The sequence below is a fragment of the Streptomyces sp. PT12 genome, assembly GCF_003311645.1.
GTDB lineage: Bacteria > Actinomycetota > Actinomycetes > Streptomycetales > Streptomycetaceae > Streptomyces.
In genome coordinates this window covers 1-16908 of record NZ_QEST01000103.1, presented here as the reverse complement: position 1 = coordinate 16908, position 16908 = coordinate 1, and the positions used below count along the sequence as shown (strand labels likewise).

16 protein-coding genes and 1 pseudogene are annotated in these 16908 nt (G+C 73.8%); 8 read left to right on the top strand and 9 right to left on the bottom strand.

Features of this window, described 5'->3' with window-relative positions:
* Nucleotides 1-28 precede the first annotated feature (28 nt).
* Together DEH69_RS12400 and DEH69_RS32655 are read left to right on the top strand one after the other, a co-directional pair.
* A complete protein-coding gene (locus DEH69_RS12400) occupies nucleotides 29-1300 on the top strand; it encodes a hypothetical protein (protein ID WP_147255539.1) in 1272 nt (423 codons plus the stop codon).
* Between the two features lie 128 nt (nucleotides 1301-1428).
* Nucleotides 1429-1691: pseudogene (locus DEH69_RS32655) on the top strand (hypothetical protein); the annotation flags it as partial.
* A 108-nt stretch (nucleotides 1692-1799) separates the two neighbouring features.
* Here the strand turns inward: DEH69_RS32655 and DEH69_RS12390 are convergent.
* Nucleotides 1800-2234, bottom strand: coding sequence for a DUF2267 domain-containing protein (locus tag DEH69_RS12390; protein WP_113687006.1), 435 nt, complete (start codon nucleotides 2232-2234; stop codon nucleotides 1800-1802).
* A 113-nt stretch (nucleotides 2235-2347) separates the two neighbouring features.
* On the bottom strand, nucleotides 2348-2776 hold the full coding sequence (locus DEH69_RS12385) for an Hsp20/alpha crystallin family protein (protein ID WP_113687005.1): 429 nt from the start codon (nucleotides 2774-2776) through the stop codon (nucleotides 2348-2350).
* Between the two features lie 189 nt (nucleotides 2777-2965).
* Here DEH69_RS12385 and DEH69_RS12380 point away from each other — a divergent pair, with 189 nt between their 5' ends.
* Entirely contained in the window at nucleotides 2966-3568 is a 603-nt protein-coding gene (locus DEH69_RS12380; protein ID WP_113687004.1) for a type III effector protein, read from the top strand.
* A gap of 202 nt (nucleotides 3569-3770) precedes the next feature.
* Nucleotides 3771-4391 (top strand): L-threonylcarbamoyladenylate synthase, encoded by a 621-nt coding sequence (locus DEH69_RS12375; protein ID WP_113687003.1) that lies wholly within the window; start codon nucleotides 3771-3773, stop codon nucleotides 4389-4391.
* Between the two features lie 9 nt (nucleotides 4392-4400).
* Here DEH69_RS12375 and DEH69_RS12370 read toward each other — a convergent pair whose 3' ends face one another.
* Nucleotides 4401-4790, bottom strand: coding sequence for a cupin domain-containing protein (locus DEH69_RS12370; protein ID WP_220131241.1), 390 nt, complete (start codon nucleotides 4788-4790; stop codon nucleotides 4401-4403).
* Nucleotides 4791-5180: 390 nt separating this feature from the next.
* Here DEH69_RS12370 and DEH69_RS12360 point away from each other — a divergent pair, with 390 nt between their 5' ends.
* Nucleotides 5181-5357 (top strand): hypothetical protein, encoded by a 177-nt coding sequence (locus tag DEH69_RS12360; RefSeq protein WP_220131240.1) that lies wholly within the window; start codon nucleotides 5181-5183, stop codon nucleotides 5355-5357.
* A gap of 190 nt (nucleotides 5358-5547) precedes the next feature.
* Here DEH69_RS12360 and DEH69_RS31475 read toward each other — a convergent pair whose 3' ends face one another.
* On the bottom strand, nucleotides 5548-5760 hold the full coding sequence (locus tag DEH69_RS31475; protein ID WP_181727400.1) for a hypothetical protein: 213 nt from the start codon (nucleotides 5758-5760) through the stop codon (nucleotides 5548-5550).
* A gap of 269 nt (nucleotides 5761-6029) precedes the next feature.
* On the opposite strand from DEH69_RS31475, the gene DEH69_RS12350 reads away from it, so the two are divergent.
* Entirely contained in the window at nucleotides 6030-8798 is a 2769-nt protein-coding gene (locus DEH69_RS12350) for an alpha-L-rhamnosidase (RefSeq protein WP_113687001.1), read from the top strand.
* A gap of 160 nt (nucleotides 8799-8958) precedes the next feature.
* Here DEH69_RS12350 and DEH69_RS12345 read toward each other — a convergent pair whose 3' ends face one another.
* From DEH69_RS12345 to DEH69_RS12335, 3 genes are read right to left on the bottom strand one after another with little or no spacing between them, the layout of a single operon-like run.
* Complete coding sequence (locus tag DEH69_RS12345) at nucleotides 8959-9564, bottom strand: hypothetical protein (protein WP_113687000.1); 606 nt, start codon at nucleotides 9562-9564, stop codon at nucleotides 8959-8961.
* On the bottom strand, nucleotides 9561-10223 hold the full coding sequence (locus DEH69_RS12340) for a DUF3592 domain-containing protein (protein WP_113686999.1): 663 nt from the start codon (nucleotides 10221-10223) through the stop codon (nucleotides 9561-9563). Before DEH69_RS12340 ends, DEH69_RS12345 begins: the two co-directional genes overlap by 4 nt.
* Nucleotides 10224-10283: 60 nt before the next feature.
* A complete protein-coding gene (locus tag DEH69_RS12335) occupies nucleotides 10284-10919 on the bottom strand; it encodes a hypothetical protein (RefSeq protein ID WP_220131239.1) in 636 nt (211 codons plus the stop codon).
* Nucleotides 10920-10938: 19 nt separating this feature from the next.
* Here DEH69_RS12335 and DEH69_RS12330 point away from each other — a divergent pair, with 19 nt between their 5' ends.
* Nucleotides 10939-11601, top strand: coding sequence for a class I SAM-dependent methyltransferase (locus tag DEH69_RS12330; protein WP_113686998.1), 663 nt, complete (start codon nucleotides 10939-10941; stop codon nucleotides 11599-11601).
* Between the two features lie 219 nt (nucleotides 11602-11820).
* Here the strand turns inward: DEH69_RS12330 and DEH69_RS12325 are convergent, their stop codons facing one another.
* A complete protein-coding gene (locus tag DEH69_RS12325) occupies nucleotides 11821-12777 on the bottom strand; it encodes an aminoglycoside phosphotransferase family protein (RefSeq protein ID WP_113686997.1) in 957 nt (318 codons plus the stop codon).
* A 142-nt stretch (nucleotides 12778-12919) separates the two neighbouring features.
* Nucleotides 12920-13702, bottom strand: a complete 783-nt coding sequence (locus DEH69_RS12320) for an AfsR/SARP family transcriptional regulator (protein ID WP_113686996.1) — start codon at nucleotides 13700-13702, stop codon at nucleotides 12920-12922.
* Nucleotides 13703-14042: 340 nt separating this feature from the next.
* Here DEH69_RS12320 and DEH69_RS12315 point away from each other — a divergent pair.
* On the top strand, nucleotides 14043-16908 hold a 2866-nt coding region (locus tag DEH69_RS12315; protein WP_181727399.1), incomplete at its 3' end, for a beta-ketoacyl synthase N-terminal-like domain-containing protein.

The following is a 16908-nucleotide window of genomic DNA, read 5'->3' as shown; positions in this document are numbered from 1 at the left end:
TCTCACGCCATGCTTACCGTCTAATTCTATGACTGGTAACGGATATGGCGTGCTGCTGCGCCGCCCCGGCCTGCGGCCCTGGCTCGCCCTGCTCCTGTGCCAGCGCCTTCCCGTGGCCATGGCGCCGCTCGGGCTGGTCTATCTGGGGCGGGGCGCGGAGGGCTCGCTGGCGACCGGGGCGGTGCTGGTCGGCACCCACGCGCTGGCCGAGGCGCTGACGGCCGCGCCGCTGGGGCGGAGGTTCGACCGGCGGCCGGTGCGGCGGGAGTTCGCCCTGGTGCTGGGCGCGGAGGCGGTGCTGTTCGGTCTTGCGGTAGCGCTGGCGGGGCGGGTGCCGCTCGTGGTGCTGGCGGCGCTCGCGGCCTCGGCGGGGGCGGTCGCGGCGGGTGCGATCGGCGGGCTGCGCACGATGGTGCTGCGGCTGGCACCGGGTGAGGCCAGGGCGGCGCTCGGGCTCGAGTCCGCGGCGGGCACCGCGGCGTGGATGGTGGCTCCGGCCCTGGTCGCGGGGCTCGGCGGCGGGCTTGGGCCGCTTGCGCCCACGGCGGTCATGGCGGGGTTCGCCGCGCTGGGCGCCGTGCTGGCCTTCGCGCAGCGGGACGTGCGCCCTGTCGGCGTTCAACGGGTGGTGTCGGGCCGGGAGATGGCCCGCGACCTGGCGCCGCTGCTTCCCGCGTGTGCGCAGACAGCCGCGTCGAACCTCGCGGTCGGCGGGCTCACCGTCTCGCTCTTCGGGCTCCTTCCGTTGCTCGGCGTCTCGGGTGACGCGTCGGGGGTGTGGCTGACCGTGATGGCGGGCGCGGGCATCGCGGCTGGGCTGGCCTATGGGTCCCGCGCGTGGCCGGGGCGGGCGGCCGTTCAATCCGTGGTGCTGCTCGGTGCGTTGGGCCTGTGTGTGGCGGGGACCGGGCTGGCCACCCATGAGGCGATGGCGCTTGTCCTGGTGGGGGGCGTGGGGGCGTTGCAGGCGCCGTTCGGGGCGGCGAGAGGGCTTGCGGTGCAGGGGGCCCTGCCCGAGCACACCTGGAGTGTGGCGTTCTCCCTTCTCTACGTCGGCGCGGGTGTCGGCTACGGGATCGCCGGTCTGCTAGCCGCCCCGCTGATCGAGCGGTCGGGCCCGCGTGGGGCGATCGTCGTGTGCGCGGCGCTCGCCCTGGTGCTGGCCGCGGTCTCGGCCGCGGTGGAGCTGCGCCGCCGCCCCGCGGCGACTCCCCGTGCCATGTCCTCGGCTCTCGCGGGTCCTCGGTGGCGCCGACGCCCGACCAGCACCGGGTCGCGGCCCGGACCTGGGCCCGACTGATCCCTTCGCGGCGGCCTCCGGGAACGACCTGGGCCTTCGGCGTGAACCTGGCATGACGGCGGAACGGGGGCGGAGCGGTCGGGGACCGGGCGACGGTGCCTTCTTTCGTGTGGGCGTGGGGGGACTGCGGGGCGTGGGTGGCGATGCATGGCTGTGGCGGGGTGGGGCCTACGCCGTGATGACCGCGGCGGGGTGGGGCCTACGCCGTGATGACCGCGGCGGCCCGGGGCGCGCTGGGCCTCGTGGTGGATGTGGTGCCTGGTGCCTTGGAGTTGGCCCGTCGGCTCGGCGCCGAGGTCTGCGTGGGCGGCGCTGAGCCGACGGGTTGTCGGGTGGTGTGGTGAGGGAGGTGACGGGTGGTGGGGCGCATCTGTCGCTTGATGCGCTCGGCCCGGAGCGACCTGAGCGGGGCCGTGTCGGTGCTGAGCGAGGGCTCCCGGGCGGGGATCACCGTCATCACGCCCCGGGGCGACGGGGGGCAACTCCCGCCGACCCCTGCCTAGGCCGCGGGTATCAGCTCTGCGCGGCCGAACAGCAGAGCGTAGCCGGAGGGGAGGGCGGCTATGACCCGGTCGAGCAGCGCGTCGTCGACCAGCCCTGCGAGGGGGGTGAGGACGGATCCTGTGTCCCAGCGCACGGTGGCCGGGTCCTCGCCGGTGGTGCGCGCGAGTGCCTGGACGAATCTCAAGCCGGTGAGCGGCTCCGCGGCTGAGGGGTCTGAGGTGAGGACGCGGGCCGCCTCGTCGGGCAGTGCGGCCGCCAGGTCGGCGCGCTCGGCGTCGGGGAGCTGCCGCCCGAGGGCGGCCAGCACCATGCGCGTGACCTCGTCCGTGCGCTCATGGGTCGGATAGGCGCCTTCGTGGCGTATCCGCTCCAGCAGCTCGTCGAAGGTCAAGCCCTCGGCGGGCGCGGTGCGTTGGGGATGAAGGGACATCGGTGTCACGGCGCCTTTCTCGTCTTGCTCGTGTGCGGGTGTCGGGGTGGTCGGCCGCCCTCGGCGGGGAGCACGGTCCCGCGTGCGGGCGGCCGGTGGATCGGTGCGGGGACTCAGCGGCCGATAGCCTTGCGGGCGCGCTGGCCGATGAGGATCTTGCGTGGCTTCGACCGCTCGGCGACCGGGATCCGCACGGTGAGGACGCCCGCGTCGTAGTCGGCGGTGATGTGGTCGGTGTCCAGGGAGTCGGCGAGCAGGAAGCGCCGGGAGAAGACGCCGAGGGGCCGCTCGGAGATCTCCATCCGCGCGTCCTCGGAGGCCGCGGGGCGGCGCTCGGCCTTGACGGTCAGGACGTTCCGCTCGACATCGATGTCGATCGCGTCGGGCGAGATGCCCGGCAGGTCGAGCGCGAGAACGTAGTCCTCACCCTCGCGATACGCGTCCGCCGGCATGCTCGACGGCCGCGACCACGTGCCCGTCCCGCCGAACATCTGCTGTGTCAGCCGGTCGAACTCACGGAAGGGGTCGGTGTGCATCAACACGGAAACACCTCCAGTCGGTCACTGTCTGCCAGTGCGCTTGAACCTGACTCCGTTGTATCATGTCATCCAGATGATGACAAGCCGCGGTGTCATCGATATGCTGACATCAGCGCCCGCGCCGCAGGAAAGGAAGCTCTCGTGACCGCATCCGGCCAGCCGCCCCCGTCGGACGAGCGGGGTGGCTCACCCATGTCGTTCCTCGCCGCGCTCTCGGCGCTGAGCGCCATCGACGAGGCGCTGCGCGGCGCCCATCTGACCCCGGAGTCCGCGGCCGACGAAGGGGCCAGCCCCGAGCAGGTGCTGGGGGCGCTGCTCCTGCTGCGGCAGGTCCGTGACCGGCTCGCCGGGTGGGAGCCCGGGCTGATCGAGACGGCGCGCGACGCGGGCGCGAGCTGGGCCGATCTCGCGCACCCCCTGGGGGTGGCCAGCCGCCAGGCCGCCGAGCGGCGCTATCTGCGCGTGCGCCCCGGGCCGCCGGGCTCGACCGGTGAGGAGCGGGTGCGGGCCACGCGCGACCGCCGTGCCGGGGATCGCACGGTCACCGCGTGGGCGCGCGGCCATGCCGCGGATCTGCGGCAGTTGGCGGGGCAGATCTCGGCGGTGCCCGAGCTGTCGGCCGACGCCCGCGCGTCCCTGTCCGCCGCGCTGGCCGCCGACGACGCGTCGGGCCTCATCGGGCCGTTGTCGGCGGCGCGGCCCGATCTGGCGGGGACGCGGCCGGATCTGGCCGATCGCGTAGATGCGCTGGCGCGTCACGCGGATGAGTTGAGGGGGGTGAGGAAGGGGGAGTAGCGCGGCGGCTGCGCGCCGAGCTTGTGTTCCGCCTGCACGGGGCCGGGGTCTCTCGTGGAACGGGGCACGTTGTGTTCACCGCAGAGGGTGCGCCACAGGAAAGGAGCGTTTGCCCTTGGACAATCACCACATGAGTGCCGCACCGGCTCCCCGGTGCGCGACTCGATCCTCCGTGAGGGCCACCACCCCCTAGGGTCGACGCATGGCGAGATACTTCGATGTGCACCCGGAGAACCCCCAGCGTCGGCTGATCGACCAGGTGGTGGGGATCGTTCGCGACGGAGGGCTCATCGTCTATCCGACGGACTCCTGCTTCGCGCTCGGCTGCCGACCGGGCGACAGCGCCGGGGTCGAGCGGATCCGGACGATCCGGCGGCTCGACGACCGGCACCATTTCACCCTGGTCTGCCGGGACTTCGCGCAGCTCGGGCAGTTCGCGCGGATGGACAACACCGTGTTCCGGGCCGTCAGGGCCGCGACCCCGGGGAGTTACACGTTCATCCTGCCCGCGACCAAGGAGGCGCCGCGTAGGCTGCTGCACCCCAAGCGCAAGACCATCGGGGTGCGCATCCCGGATCACCCGGTCGTTCAGGCGCTGCTGGCCGAGCTGGACGAGCCGTTGCTGTCCAGCACGTTGCTGCTGCCCGACCAGGAGGAGCCCCTGACCCAGGGGTGGGAGGTCAAGGAGCGGCTCGACCATGTGGTGGACGCGGTCGTGGACTCCGGTGACTGCGGGACCGTGCCCACGACGGTGGTCGACTTCTCGGAGGGCGAGGCGGAGATCGTTCGCCATGGAGCGGGCGACCCCGCGCGGTTCGCGTAGGGGCCGGGGCTACCAGGGGCCCTGTTCGGGGCGGGCCTCGTCCGGGGTGTCGGGCCACGGGGGCAGGGTGGCGGCGACGACGCGCAGCCCGTCGGTTCCCGCGCGGAACTGGAACGTTGTGCCCAGCGGGATCGTCAGGCACACGCCCGGCGTGAGGGCGGTGGTCTCCTCACGCCCGTCCTGGCGGCGCCAGATGTGGCCATGACCGGCGATCACGTACCAGATCTCCTCGACCGTGGCGTGTGAGACGGCCTGGGTCACTTGGTGCGGGGCGAGTTCGAAGTGGGCGAAGCTAGCGCCCGGCAGCGCGCACAGCGGACGGACCGCCGCCCCGTCCGGGGCGGTGACGTGCGGCGCCTCGTCGAGCCGCACGGTGGCGAAGGGGTTCGGGGAGCTCATGGCCACACGCTATGGGGCCTCGCGGCGCCGCTCGGCGCGGGGTCACCCGGTGCGGGGCCGTCGGGCGTGGGGCCGTCCGCGCGTTCCCGGGCCCGGTGGCGGGTAGGGGAGGCGCATGGCCAGGGTGAGCGGGCGGAAGAGAAGTTCGGCGGCCCGGCGGGAGCCACGGTGGCGGGCCAGGGAGGGCAAGCAGCGCAAGCAGCGCAAGCAGCGCGGGGATGCGGGGGTGTTCAGGGCCCGGCCGTCGAACGAGAACGCCGCGCGGCGCGGCGGCACCCCGCCCGCGCCGTCCACCCCGCGCACGCCGCCGACCCGGCGCACCCCACCCACGCCGCCCGCCCCGTGTGCGCCTCGGCCGCGTGGTGGTGCCTCGCGGGGGCGCCGTCGCGCGTGTACGCCCTCCACGTTCGGCGCCTGCTCCTGCGGAAGTGCTACGGCATCGATAAGCAGTACCAGGCGGGCTGCTACGGCCTGTCAACGGCGGGGAACGTCGTGCTGTTCCTGCTGGTGTCGGCGGTCGTGGTGCCGCTGTTCCGGTTCCTCAACCGCAGGGAGGCGGAGCTGTGAGGACGCGTCGCCCGCACTACTGGCTCAGCGCGGCCGCGATCGCCGCCTTCTCCGTGGTGTTCGTCGTGCCGTTCGTCTTCATCGTCCTCGCGGCGTTCACAAGGCAGCGGGAGGCGGCGCCGCTGGAGTTCTCGCTGCCGGGCGACTGGCGGATCGCCGAGAACTTCCAGGCGGTGATCGAGGCCCGCGACTACCTGTTGATCATTGCCTTCATCAACAGCGCGGTCCTGACGGTCGCCAGCGTGACCGCGATGGTGCTGTTCGCCTCGATGGTGGCGTTCGTGCCGCAACGCCGCAGGGGCAGGCTGGCGGGGCCCGTGACGTTCCTCGTGCTGTCGGGGCTGATCATCACGCCCGCCGTGGTGCCGACGATCTGGGTGCTCCAGGAGGTCGGCCTGTTCAAGACGCTGTTCGGCCTGATCCTGGTCGAGGTGGCGTTCCACGTGGCGTTCTGCGTGCTGCTGTTCCGGGTGTTTATCGCGACCGTGCCGCGTGAGCTCGACGAGTCGGCGGTGATCGACGGGGCGGGGTCGCCGCGGCTGTTCTTCCGGGTGATCTTCCCGCTGCCGCGCCGCCCTCGCGCCGCACCGCAAACCCCGCACCGCAAACCCCGCACCGCACACGGACACGAACACGGACACGGACACGGACACCACCGAGGCTGGAGACCGCATGCCCTTCGCCACCGTCAGCCCCGTCCGCTTCGAGCACCGCGACGACCCCCTGGGCCTGGGAACGCCCACGCCCCGCCTGTCCTGGACGACCGCGACCGACGACCCCGACTGGCGCCAGACGGCCTACGAGCTGCGGCTCGACGGGGTGCCGGGAACGTTCACCCGCCGCGTGGAGTCCCCCGAACAGGTGCTCGTCGACTGGCCGTTCGCGCCGCTGGCATCGAGGGAGCGCGCCACCGTGCGGGTCAGGGCGGCCAGCGGCGCGCGCTGGACCGACTGGAGCGAGCCGGTCACCGCGGAGGCGGGGCTGCTGGTGCCAGAGGACTGGATGGCCAGGTTCGTCTCCCCCGCGACCATCGGCCGTATCGGCGACCCCGCCCCCATCCTGCGCGGAACGGCCACCGTACGCCCCGGCATCGCATCCGCGCGCCTCTACCTCACCGCCCATGGCGTCCACACGACGACGCTGGGCGGCACGCGCGTCGGCGACGAGGTCCTAGCCCCCGGCTGGACCAGCTACGCCCACCGCCTGCGCTACCGCACCCACGACGTCACCGCCCTGCTGACCGAGGGCGAGAACGTCATCGAGGCGCTGCTCGGCAACGGCTGGTACCGCGGCCGCCTCGGCTGGGCGGGCGCGGGCGCCCTCTACGGGCAGCGCCTCGCGCTGCTCGCCCAGCTTGAGGTGGTGTACGAGGGCGGCCTGGTGGAGACGTTCGGCACCGACGGCTCGTGGTCGGCGCGCCCGAGCGGCGTGCTGGCCGACGACCTCTACGACGGGCAGCGCACCGATCTGCGCGCCTTGCCCGAGGCCCCGTCCGACGCGGTCGACGTGCTCGACGAGGACCTGGGGCGGCTGGTCGCGCCCGAGGGGCCGCCGGTGCGGGTGACGGATGTGCTGCCAGCGGCGCGCACCTGGACGTCGCCCTCGGGCCGGACGCTGGTGGACTTCGGGCAGAACGTCGTCGGCCGGGTCAGGCTCACCGCCCGTGGCACGCGCGAGGGCGGCGAGGTCACGCTGCGGCACGCCGAGGTTCTGGAGGGCGGCGAGCTGGGCACGCGCCCGCTGCGCAGCGCCAAGGCTACGGACACGTTTGTCGTGCCCGCGGCGGACGAGCTGGTGCTCGAGCCTGAGCTGACGTTCCACGGCTTCCGCTACGCGGAGGTGAACGGGCTCGACGCGTTCGACTCGTTCGAGGCCGAGGCCGTCGTGGTGGGCACGGATCTGCGGCGCACCGGCTGGTTCACCTGCTCGGATCCCGACGTCGAGCGGCTGCACGAGAACGTCGTGTGGGGCATGAGGGGGAACTTCCTCGATGTGCCGACCGACTGCCCCCAGCGCGACGAACGGCTCGGCTGGACCGGCGACATCCAGGTCTTCGCGCCGACCGCGAGCTTCCTGTTCGACACGGCGGGCTTTCTCTCCGCCTGGCTCGCCGACCTGGCGGCCGACCAGCTGCCCGACGGCTCGGTGCCGTTCGTGATACCCGATGTGCTGCGCGGCGAGAGCCCGACCGCGGCGGCCTGGGGGGACGCCGCCGCCTTTGTGCCCTTCACGCTCCACCAGCGGTACGGGGACGCGGGGATCCTGCGGCGGTCGTTCGCGTCGATGTGCGCGTGGGTCGACAAGGTGGCGTCGCTGACGGTGGACGGGGTGCGGGCCGGGGGCTTCCAGTTCGGCGACTGGCTCGACCCGGCCGCGCCCCCGGACAACCCCTTCGCGGCGCGCGCCGACAGCGACGTCATCGCCACCGCGCACCTGGCGCGCTCGGCCGAGGTCACCGCGTCGGCCGCGCGCCTGCTCGGCCGGGACGCCGACGCCGAACGCTACGCCGACCTCGCCGCGGCGACGCGTGAGGCGTTCGCCCGGCACTATGTCACCAGCGCGGGGCGCGTCCTGTCCGACGCGCCCACCGTGTACGCGCTGGCGATCGAGTGGGCGCTGCTGCCCACGCCGGGGCAACGGGAGGCCGCGGGGCGGCGGTTGGCGGACCTGGTGCGCGCGGGCGGCTTCCACATCGCGACGGGCTTCGTCGGCACCCCGCTGGTCACCGACGCGCTCACCTCGACGGGCCACGAGGACCTGGCGTTCCGCCTCCTGCTCGAACGCGGCTGCCCCTCCTGGCTCTACCCGGTCACCATGGGCGCCACGACGGTGTGGGAGCGCTGGGACTCGATGCTCCCCGACGGGAGCGTCAACCCCGGGCAGATGACGTCGTTCAACCACTACGCCCTCGGCGCGGTCGCCGACTGGCTGCACCGCGCCCTGGCGGGCCTGGCGCCCGCCGCGCCGGGCTACCGCGAGATCACGGTGCGGCCGCGCCCGTACCGGGCGTTCACCCATGCGTCGGCGCGCCATCTCACGCCCTATGGCGAGGCGAGCGCGGGCTGGCGCAGGGAGGGCGGGCGGCTCACGGTCGACGCGGTGATCCCCGTGGGCACCCGCGCGACGGTGCGCCTGCCGGGCGGGGAGACGCACGAGGTCGGGCATGGCCGCCACTCCTGGACCGTGCCCGAACCCCCGCCGGGACGGCCGGAGATCGAGACGGTCCGCGACCTCGTCGACGACCCGGGGCTGTGGGACGCGGCGGTCGCGCTGCTGGTCGAGCACGGGCTGGCGCGCGACGCGGACGACGCCGCGCTCCGCGCCGCCCCCTACCTCGACGCGCCCGCCGCTGACCTCCCCCTCCACCTGTCCCGCCGCACCCCGACGCCCACGAGGGAGGCGGCGACGAGAAGGCTGGCGGCCCTGCTCGGCACGCGCTGACGGGGCTCCCGCCGAGGCCGTCCGCGCGTTCCTGCCGCTGCCGCGGCGCGGCCCGGGGCGCATCGTCGACGTGAGCGCCCCGACGGCGCGGCGCGCGATGCCGTTCAACGCGCCCGTCTCGGCGAGCAAGGACCCCTCCACGGGCGACGCCCCGGGCGGCTCAGAAGGGCGTGGGGGCCTTGGCCGGGTGGAGTGTGCCGATCCGCTCGGGGTGTTCGCCGATCCCGAACGCGCGAGCCACATCGGGGAGGACCCCCCGGTCCTCGAGGGCGAGGCCGTCGAAGCAGATCGTCTCGCCGTCCCTGAACCTGACCCAGATCTGGGGCCGGTCGCGGAGCTCGCCCTCCCACGACTCCTGCCAGCAGACGTATCTGACGGTGGCCCGTGGGAGTGCCCAGGCGTACAGGTTCCCTTGGGGTCTCTCGGCGATCGCGCCACGCGCGAACACGTGCACCCAGGCGCCCTTGACGCGGAACATGGCGACCAGCAGCGGGAAGGCCACATAGATCGTCAGGGCGAGGAAGGCCAGCCCGGCGACGCCGGAGGGCAGCATGCCGGGGATGGAGCCGCCGCCGTCGCTCCACGGCGAGGCCGCCCACGCCATCCCGAGGAACACGGCCGCTCCGATCGGCAGCATAAGCGCCCCGGTCGCCAGACGCCGGTCATGCGCGCGGTTGACGCGGTGGGAGGACAGGCGGGCCCCGTAGCCCTCCTGCGCGGCGACCGCCTCGGCCCGCGACGTGGGAACCCGCGCCCGCGCGCTCATCGTGGCTCCGTGTCGCCGGTGTGGTGGCGGCGGAGGACGTGTCTCTCCGGCCTCCGGGGGTCGTACCAGATCGTCACGGTCTCACCTGGCTCGGGCCGCTTGCCGGTGGGGAACGTCGCCCGCCCCTTCACGGTGTGCGGCGCGCCGTCCTCGCCCGGGAACGACAGGGTGTACCCGACCTCCACGTAGAACGAGTCGCCGTCGTCGTTCGACCTCTGCACGTGCGCGACGACGGCTTCCGCCCTGCGCCCTTCGGACAGCAGCTTCCCGGTCCTCCGGCGCCGCCGCAGGTGGAGCAGGAGAAGGAGCAGCCCCGCGAGGAGCAGGGCGCCGGCGATGAACGGCGGGACACCGAAGACGAGGGCCGCGAGGACGAGTCCCGCGGCGGCGCCGAGGAAGAGCAGCGCGAAGGCGGGGAGCAGCGACCGGTCGTGTTCCGTGCGGTCCGCGATGATCGTGAACCCGGCGCCGAGGAAGCTGACCAGGAACGCGATCGTCACCTCGGTGCCGAACCAGAAGCCGGGGAAGCTGTCCCCCCGCACCACCATGGCGATCCTGAACGCGGCGTATCCCGCGGACAGCGCCACCAGCACGGCGCCGGTGGCGAACATGGCTCTCGCCTCCGCGGGGTCCATCGTGTCGTCGCGCGGCGCGCTCATCGTGTGCCTCCGGGGCGTGGCGTTACGGGGGTTGGGGGAACGGACGACTCGACGGGTCGCTCAGGGGCCCGTCGCCGCATGGCCGCTCTCGTTCGGTCGGTCGACCGTGTCCTGGGGCTCGCTGTCCTGGGGCTCGCCGTCCTGGGGCTCGCTGTCCTGGGGCTCGCCTGGGTATGTCCACCAGATGAGCAGGAGCAGCGCGGCGATCCCGACCATGAGGAGGGGGAGCCAGACGTTGCCGAAGCGGACGAACTGCTCGAAGAGGCCCCAGTCGCCCGGCTCGGGGCGCGGCCAGTCGGCCGAGAGCCACACGAACCCGGCGGCGGCTCCCACGCAGGCGGCGCCGAGGGCGAACTCGATGGCGTTTGGGTCGCCGATGCCGCGGCGCGCCAGCACGGTCCACGCGTAGGCGATCGGCCAACCGATGAGCGCCACGGCGAAGATGACGACCATGGTGCCGCGGCTGATGCCCCACGGGCGAGGGTCACGGGTGCTGTCGTTGATCTCCCCGATGTAGCCGAGCTCGTTCGCCAGCGCGTTGTCCAGCACGCCGATCCGCAGCACGTCGTACAGCCCGGCCACCCAGGCGCCGCCGAGGGAGCTGAAGACCATCAGCAGCGCGAGCCCGACCGTTGCGCCCAGCGGGTGCGTCCTTACGGTGAGGTTGCCCATATGGGTGATTCTCTCAGCCCGCACCGGACTAGGGTCCTGCTTCGTGGCTGAGTTCGACTTTCTCGACGCGACGCGCGACTCCTATGACGCGCTGGCCGAGCCGTACGCCGAGGCGTTCGGCGGGCTCGACCTGGCCAACAGGCCGCTCGACCGGGCGCTTTACGGGGTGTTCGCGGAGCTGGTGACCGAGGCCGGGGGCGGCCCGGTGGCCGATGTGGGGTGCGGGCCAGGGTGGTTGACGGACGCGCTGGTGGGGATGGGGCTCGACGCGTTTGGCGTCGACCTGTCGCCAGGGATGGTCGCCCTGGCCCGCCGCACCTACCCGGCGTTGCGGTTTGACGTGGGCTCCATGCTGTCCCTCGACCTTCAGGACGGCGCGCTCGGCGGGGTGCTGGCCGCGTACTCGCTCATCCATGTGCCGTGGGAGCTGCGGCCCGCGGTGTTCGCGGAGTTCCACCGGGTCCTGGCGCCCGGCGGCCATCTGATGCTGGTCTTCCAGGTCGGCGACGAACACGCCGAGCGCACCGAGGCGTTCGGGCAGGCGGTGCGCCTCCACTGGTACCGGCAGCGGCCCGAGGAGCTGGGCGAGCTGCTGACCGCGGCGGGGTTCGAGGTCCTGACCACGGCGGTGCGGCGGGCGCGGGAGGGCGAGAAGGCGCCGCAGGGCTATGTCATCGGGCGGCGGAAGAGCGCCGTCCCGAGGTGAGCGCAGCCCTTGGCGCCGATGTCGGAGCGGCGCTTTCATGGAACGCGACGCCCCGCAGGGCTCCGACGACCCGGTGGCGGCGTTCGCGCGCCACCCGGTGCACGAGGCGCTGGCCGCCGCGGCCCGGCTGCGCCCCTCGGTGACATCGCGGTGGATGCCGCGGTGGACACTCCGGTGGGCTGAGCCCGGGGCGCGGGGGCCAGTCAGGAGGCGCGGGGGTCAGGGGGCGTGGGCGGCGTGGTCCGCCAGGACCTCGCCGATCACCCGGCGGTGGTGGGCGGCTTCGGCGGGGTCGGTGTCGAGCGCGGCCTCCAGGCAGATCGCCGCCTTCCACAGCGCCCAGCCGCGGGCGCGCGCCCAGGTGCCCTCGTCCTGCCCGACGCCGTGGGCGAACGCCTCGCGGGCGGCGCCCGTGAACAGCGTCCAGGCGATCACCAGGTCACACGCCGGATCGCCCACGCCCGAGGTGCCGAAGTCGATGACGGCCGCCAACGCGCCGTCCCTGACCAGCAGGTTGTTCACGGCGATGTCGCCGTGGAACCACACGGGGGTGCCCCGCCACGTCGCGTCGAGCGCGTCCCGCCAGACGGCGGCGGCGCGTTCGGCGTCGATCCCCGCGTCGCTCCGGCCCGCGAGCGCGGCCAGGGCGCGGCGGGTCTCTCCGTCGTAGTGCGCGCAGGGCGCGCCCCGGTAGAAGCTGTGCGCCCCCGCGAGGGGCCCTCCGGTGGCGTCGACGCGCCACAGCGCGCGCAGGAACGCCGCTAGGTCGCGCGCGAACCCGCCCATGTCGCGTACGCGTTCGGCGGTGGCGACCTCGCCGTCGAGCCAGCCGCGCACCGACCAGGCGAACGGGTAGCCCTCGCCCGGCGCGCCCCGCGCCACGATGGGCGGCACCGGCAGGGGCAGGTGCGGCGCCAGCGCGGGCAGCCAGCGGTGCTCCTTGGCGATCGCGGGCGCGTAGCCCTCGGCCGTGGGCAGGCGGACGGTCAGCTCGGCGCCGAGGCGATAGGTCCGATTGTCCCAGCCGTCGACCTCGACGGGCGTCACGGGCAGGTCGCGCCAGCGCGGGAACTGCGCGGCGATCAGCCGCCGCACCAGCGCCGCGTCGATGCCCGCGCGGCCGTCGCGCGGCGGGTCCTCGCCGGGTGCGTCCTCGCCGGGTGCGTCCTCGACCATCCAGGGAGCGTCGCGCGGGCGCCGGGCGCGCGCAACGCGTTTTCCCCGGCGCCCACCGCCCCGTTCACCGCCCCGCGCTCACCCCTCCGTTCACCACCCGGCGTTCACGCCCCCGTTCACCATCCGGCGTTCACGCCCCCGTTCACCATCCGCGCGCGCCCGCCGCCGAGAGCGGCTGGGCGTCCTGGCCCGTGAGGATCGCCTGGTGCGCGTCGCGCAGCGGGCGGCACGGCTCGACGCCGAGCTCCCTGCTGATGCGCCGCCGCGCCGTGCGGTACACCGCCAGCGCCTCGGCCTGCCGCTCGGAGCGGTGCAGGGCCAGCATCAGCTGGAGGTAGAACTTCTCGTGCAGCGGGTGCTCGGCGGTCAGCGTGTGCAGCGGTGCCACCATCTCGCGGTGCTGACCGAGCCGAAGATGGGCCTCGACGTTGAGCTCGAGGCACTCCAGGTGCATCTCCTCAAGCCACTTCACATACGCCGTGAGGATCGGTCCCTCGCTGACGCCCTCGAACGCGGGCCCCCGCCACAGCGCCAGGGCCTCCGTGACGCGGCTGAGCGCCGTCGCCGCGTCGCCGAGCGACATGGCGTGCCGCCCCGCGTTCACCAGCCGCTCGAAGTCCTGGACGTCGTACTCGTCCTGGCCCAGGTGGAAGGAGTACCCCAGGGGCTCGGTGCGGATGGGGCCCCGCTCGCGCTCGTCGCGGTGCAGGACCTTCCGCAGCTGCGAGACATAGACGTGCAGGGACGCCCTGGCGCGGCGCGGCGCGTCACCTCCCCAGATCTCGCCGATGAGCTGCGGCATCGATGTCACCCGGCCCGACCTGGCGAGAAACGCCGCCAGCAGCACCCTTCTCTTGTGCGCGTTGACGCCCATCGGCCCCTCGGGGCCGATGATGCGGACGGCGCCCAGAGTTTCGTAACGCATGAGGCTCCCCCTGGATCGGTCGGGCACGTCGGGCGGTCGGGAAAGAAAAGGGAATTCCCCGCTTCGATGTCCGCTCCGATGTCCGCCTGCAAGTCAGGTCTCGTCATTCTGTGCGCCGCGCGGCCTGCGGCTCAAGCGGCGCATAAGCGTTCTGGGGTCCGGCTGGGGGAAACCCCTGGCCCCGTCGAATCGCGCCGAAGGCCGGGGAATTGCCGGGGCGAAGCCCCGGGCCAGGGCCCCTGGGGGCCGGGGTCTGGCCAGGGGACGGCGCCGGGCCCTTGCCCCGGGGTGCGCCACAGAATCGATGGGCGGAAGCGAGATCCCGAAGGAGTGGATGCGAGTGAGCGGCCAGGTGGCGCCCGAAGAGGTTATCCACGAGGTCAGGCAGTTCGTCCGCGCGGAACTCATCGGAAGACAGGCGGATCTTGACGCGGGATCGGAAATCCCTTTTCCGGTCCATGAGAAGTTCAGGGGAATCGGCCTCGCCAACTGGTGGCTGCCCAAGGACCTGGGCGGCCTGGGGCTCGGCCTCGAACAGGGCGTGGACATCGCCTCCGAGCTCGCCTACGGCGACGCGGGAGTGGCGTTCACCTCGTTCGTCTCCGTGCTCGGGACGACCATGGTCTCCCTCTGCGGCGGCGAGCGGACCAGGCGCGCCTTTCTCGCGCCGCTCGCCGAGCGCGGCGGCTTCTGCGCCACCCTCGGCAGCGAGCGGGCGGCGGGCAGCGAGCTGGCCAGGATCACCACGACGGCCACCGTGGACGGCGACGAACTCGTGGTCAGCGGCGAGAAGTTCTTCTCCACCGACGCCGACTTCGCCGACTTCGCCGACTTCGCCGACTTCGCCGACTTCGCCGACTTCCTCGTCGTCGTCGCCCGCTGCGTCCGCGACCTGTGCATGGAGTACGGCGGGCGCAAGTCGCTCGGCGGCGGGAAGCTGGCCGCCAACCAGCTCTTCGGCGCCAAGCTCGCCGACATGGAGATACGGATCTCCGCGATGCGCGACGTGTGCCGCGCCGCCGCCCGCGAGTTCGACGCCGTGCTGGCCGGGCCCGACCCGGCGGGCGCGTTCCTGCGCCATGGCGCGCTGAAGTCGGCGATCACCGCCAAGATGTTCTGCGGCCAGGCGGGTTGGGCCATCGCGGGGGCGGGCTCGGAGATGTTCGGCGGCCTCGGCTATACCAACGAGCTGCTGATCGGCAAGCTGCTGCGCGACATGCGCCATGTCGCGATCATCGAGGGCGGCGACGACGTCCTGCGCGACCTGATGTACCGGCGGTATGTCATCCCGGCCGCCCGGCGCGTCCGAACGCCCCGCACGTCCGAACGCCCCGCACGTCCGAACGCCCCGCGCGGGGGCGCGATCCCGGCCGCGCCCCGGGGATGTCTGGGGTGTGGCCAGAGGCCGACCCGAGCCGACCCCGGGGGTCACCGGCACACAATCACACCATCACCACGCGGCCACATCGCCGCGCGCACGGCAAAAGCACAGGTCACACGGTCCGCGGGAGCTGAGCGTATGTCGGTCCAAGGTTCAGACGAAGAGCGCCCCTGCGCCCCGGTCGCGGTGGTCGGCGCCTCCTGCCGCCTGCCGGGGGCAGCCGGTCTCGAACAGTTCTGGCGGCTGCTCACCCAGGGCGTCGACGCGGTCGGCGACGTCCCCGAGGCCCGCAGGGGCACGCTCGGGATCGACGCCTCCGCGACGCTCCAGGCGGGCTGGCTTGAGCGGGTCGACGCCTTCGACCCGGCGTTCTTCGGCATCGCGCCCAGGGAAGCCGCCGCGATGGACCCGCAGCAGCGGCTGCTGCTCGAGCTGGCCTGGGAGGCCCTGGAGAACGCCGCGATCGTACCCGCCGCGCTGCGCGAGACCAGGACCGCCGTGTTCGCCTCGGCCATCTGGGACGACTACGCCGAGCTGACCACCAGGACCGGAGGCGAGGCGCTGACGCCCCACGCGTTCACCGGGACGCGCCGCGCTATGCTCGCCAACCGCCTCTCCTATGTCCTCGGCCTGACCGGGCCCAGCCTCACCGTGGACAGCGGCCAGTCCTCCTCGCTCGTCGCCGTCCACCTCGCGTGCGAGACGCTGCGCCGCGGCGAGGCCACCTCCGCGCTCGTCGGCGGCGTCAACCTCATCACCGGGCCCGCGTCCCCCGCGACCTCGGCCAGCATGGGCGCGCTCTCGCCCACCGGGCGCTGCCGAACGTTCGACGCCGACGCCGACGGCTATGTGCGCGGCGAGGGCGGCGCCGTGCTGGTCCTCAAGCCGCTCGCCGTCGCGCTGGCCGCGGGCGACCGCCTGCTCGGCGTCATCCGCGGCAGCGCCGTCAACAACGACGGCGGCGGCGAAACGCTCTCCACGCCCCGCCGCGCCGCCCAGGAAGAGGTGCTGCGCCTGGCCCACGCGCGCGGCGGCACCGAGCCCGCCGACGTCCAGTACGTCGAGCTGCACGGCACCGGCACCCCCGTCGGCGACCCCGTGGAGGCCGCCGCGCTCGGCGCGGTCGTCGGCGCGGCCAAGCCGCCGGGCGACCCGGTGCGCGTGGGCTCGCTCAAGTCCAACGTCGGCCACCTCGAGGGCGCCGCGGGCATCGCCGGGCTGCTCAAGGTCGTCCTCGGCATCCGCAACGGCGAGCTGCCCGCGAGCCTCCACCACTCCGCGCCGAGCCCGCGCATCCCGCTGACCGACCTAAACCTGCGCGTGCAGACCGACCGCGGCTCCTGGCCCGCGCCGCCGGGGCAACGCCTCGCCGGGGTCTCGTCGTTCGGGCTCGGCGGCACCAACTGCCATGTGGTGGTGGAGGGTCCCGCCGCCTATCTGCCGGACGAGCCACGCCCCTCGGCTGAGCCGTCGGCGGACACCGCGGTGCCCTGGGTGCTCTCGGGGGCCACCCCCGAGGCGCTGCGGGCCCAGGCCGCGCGGCTGTGCGACGCGCTGCTCGACCGCCCAGGCACCCCGCCCTCGCACATCGGGCACTCCCTGGCGACCACCCGAACCGCCCTGCGCCACCGGGCCGTTCTCCTCGGCCGGGACACCGACGGGCTGCTGGCCGCGGCCGGGGCCCTCGCCGAGGGCGAGCCGTCCGCCGACGTCGTGCGCGGCACGGCCCCCGCGTGGGCGCCCTCGTCGCCCGGGCCCGTCCTGGTGTTCCCGGGGCAGGGGTGGCAGTGGGTGGGGATGGGGCGTGAACTGGCGGGGGAGTTCT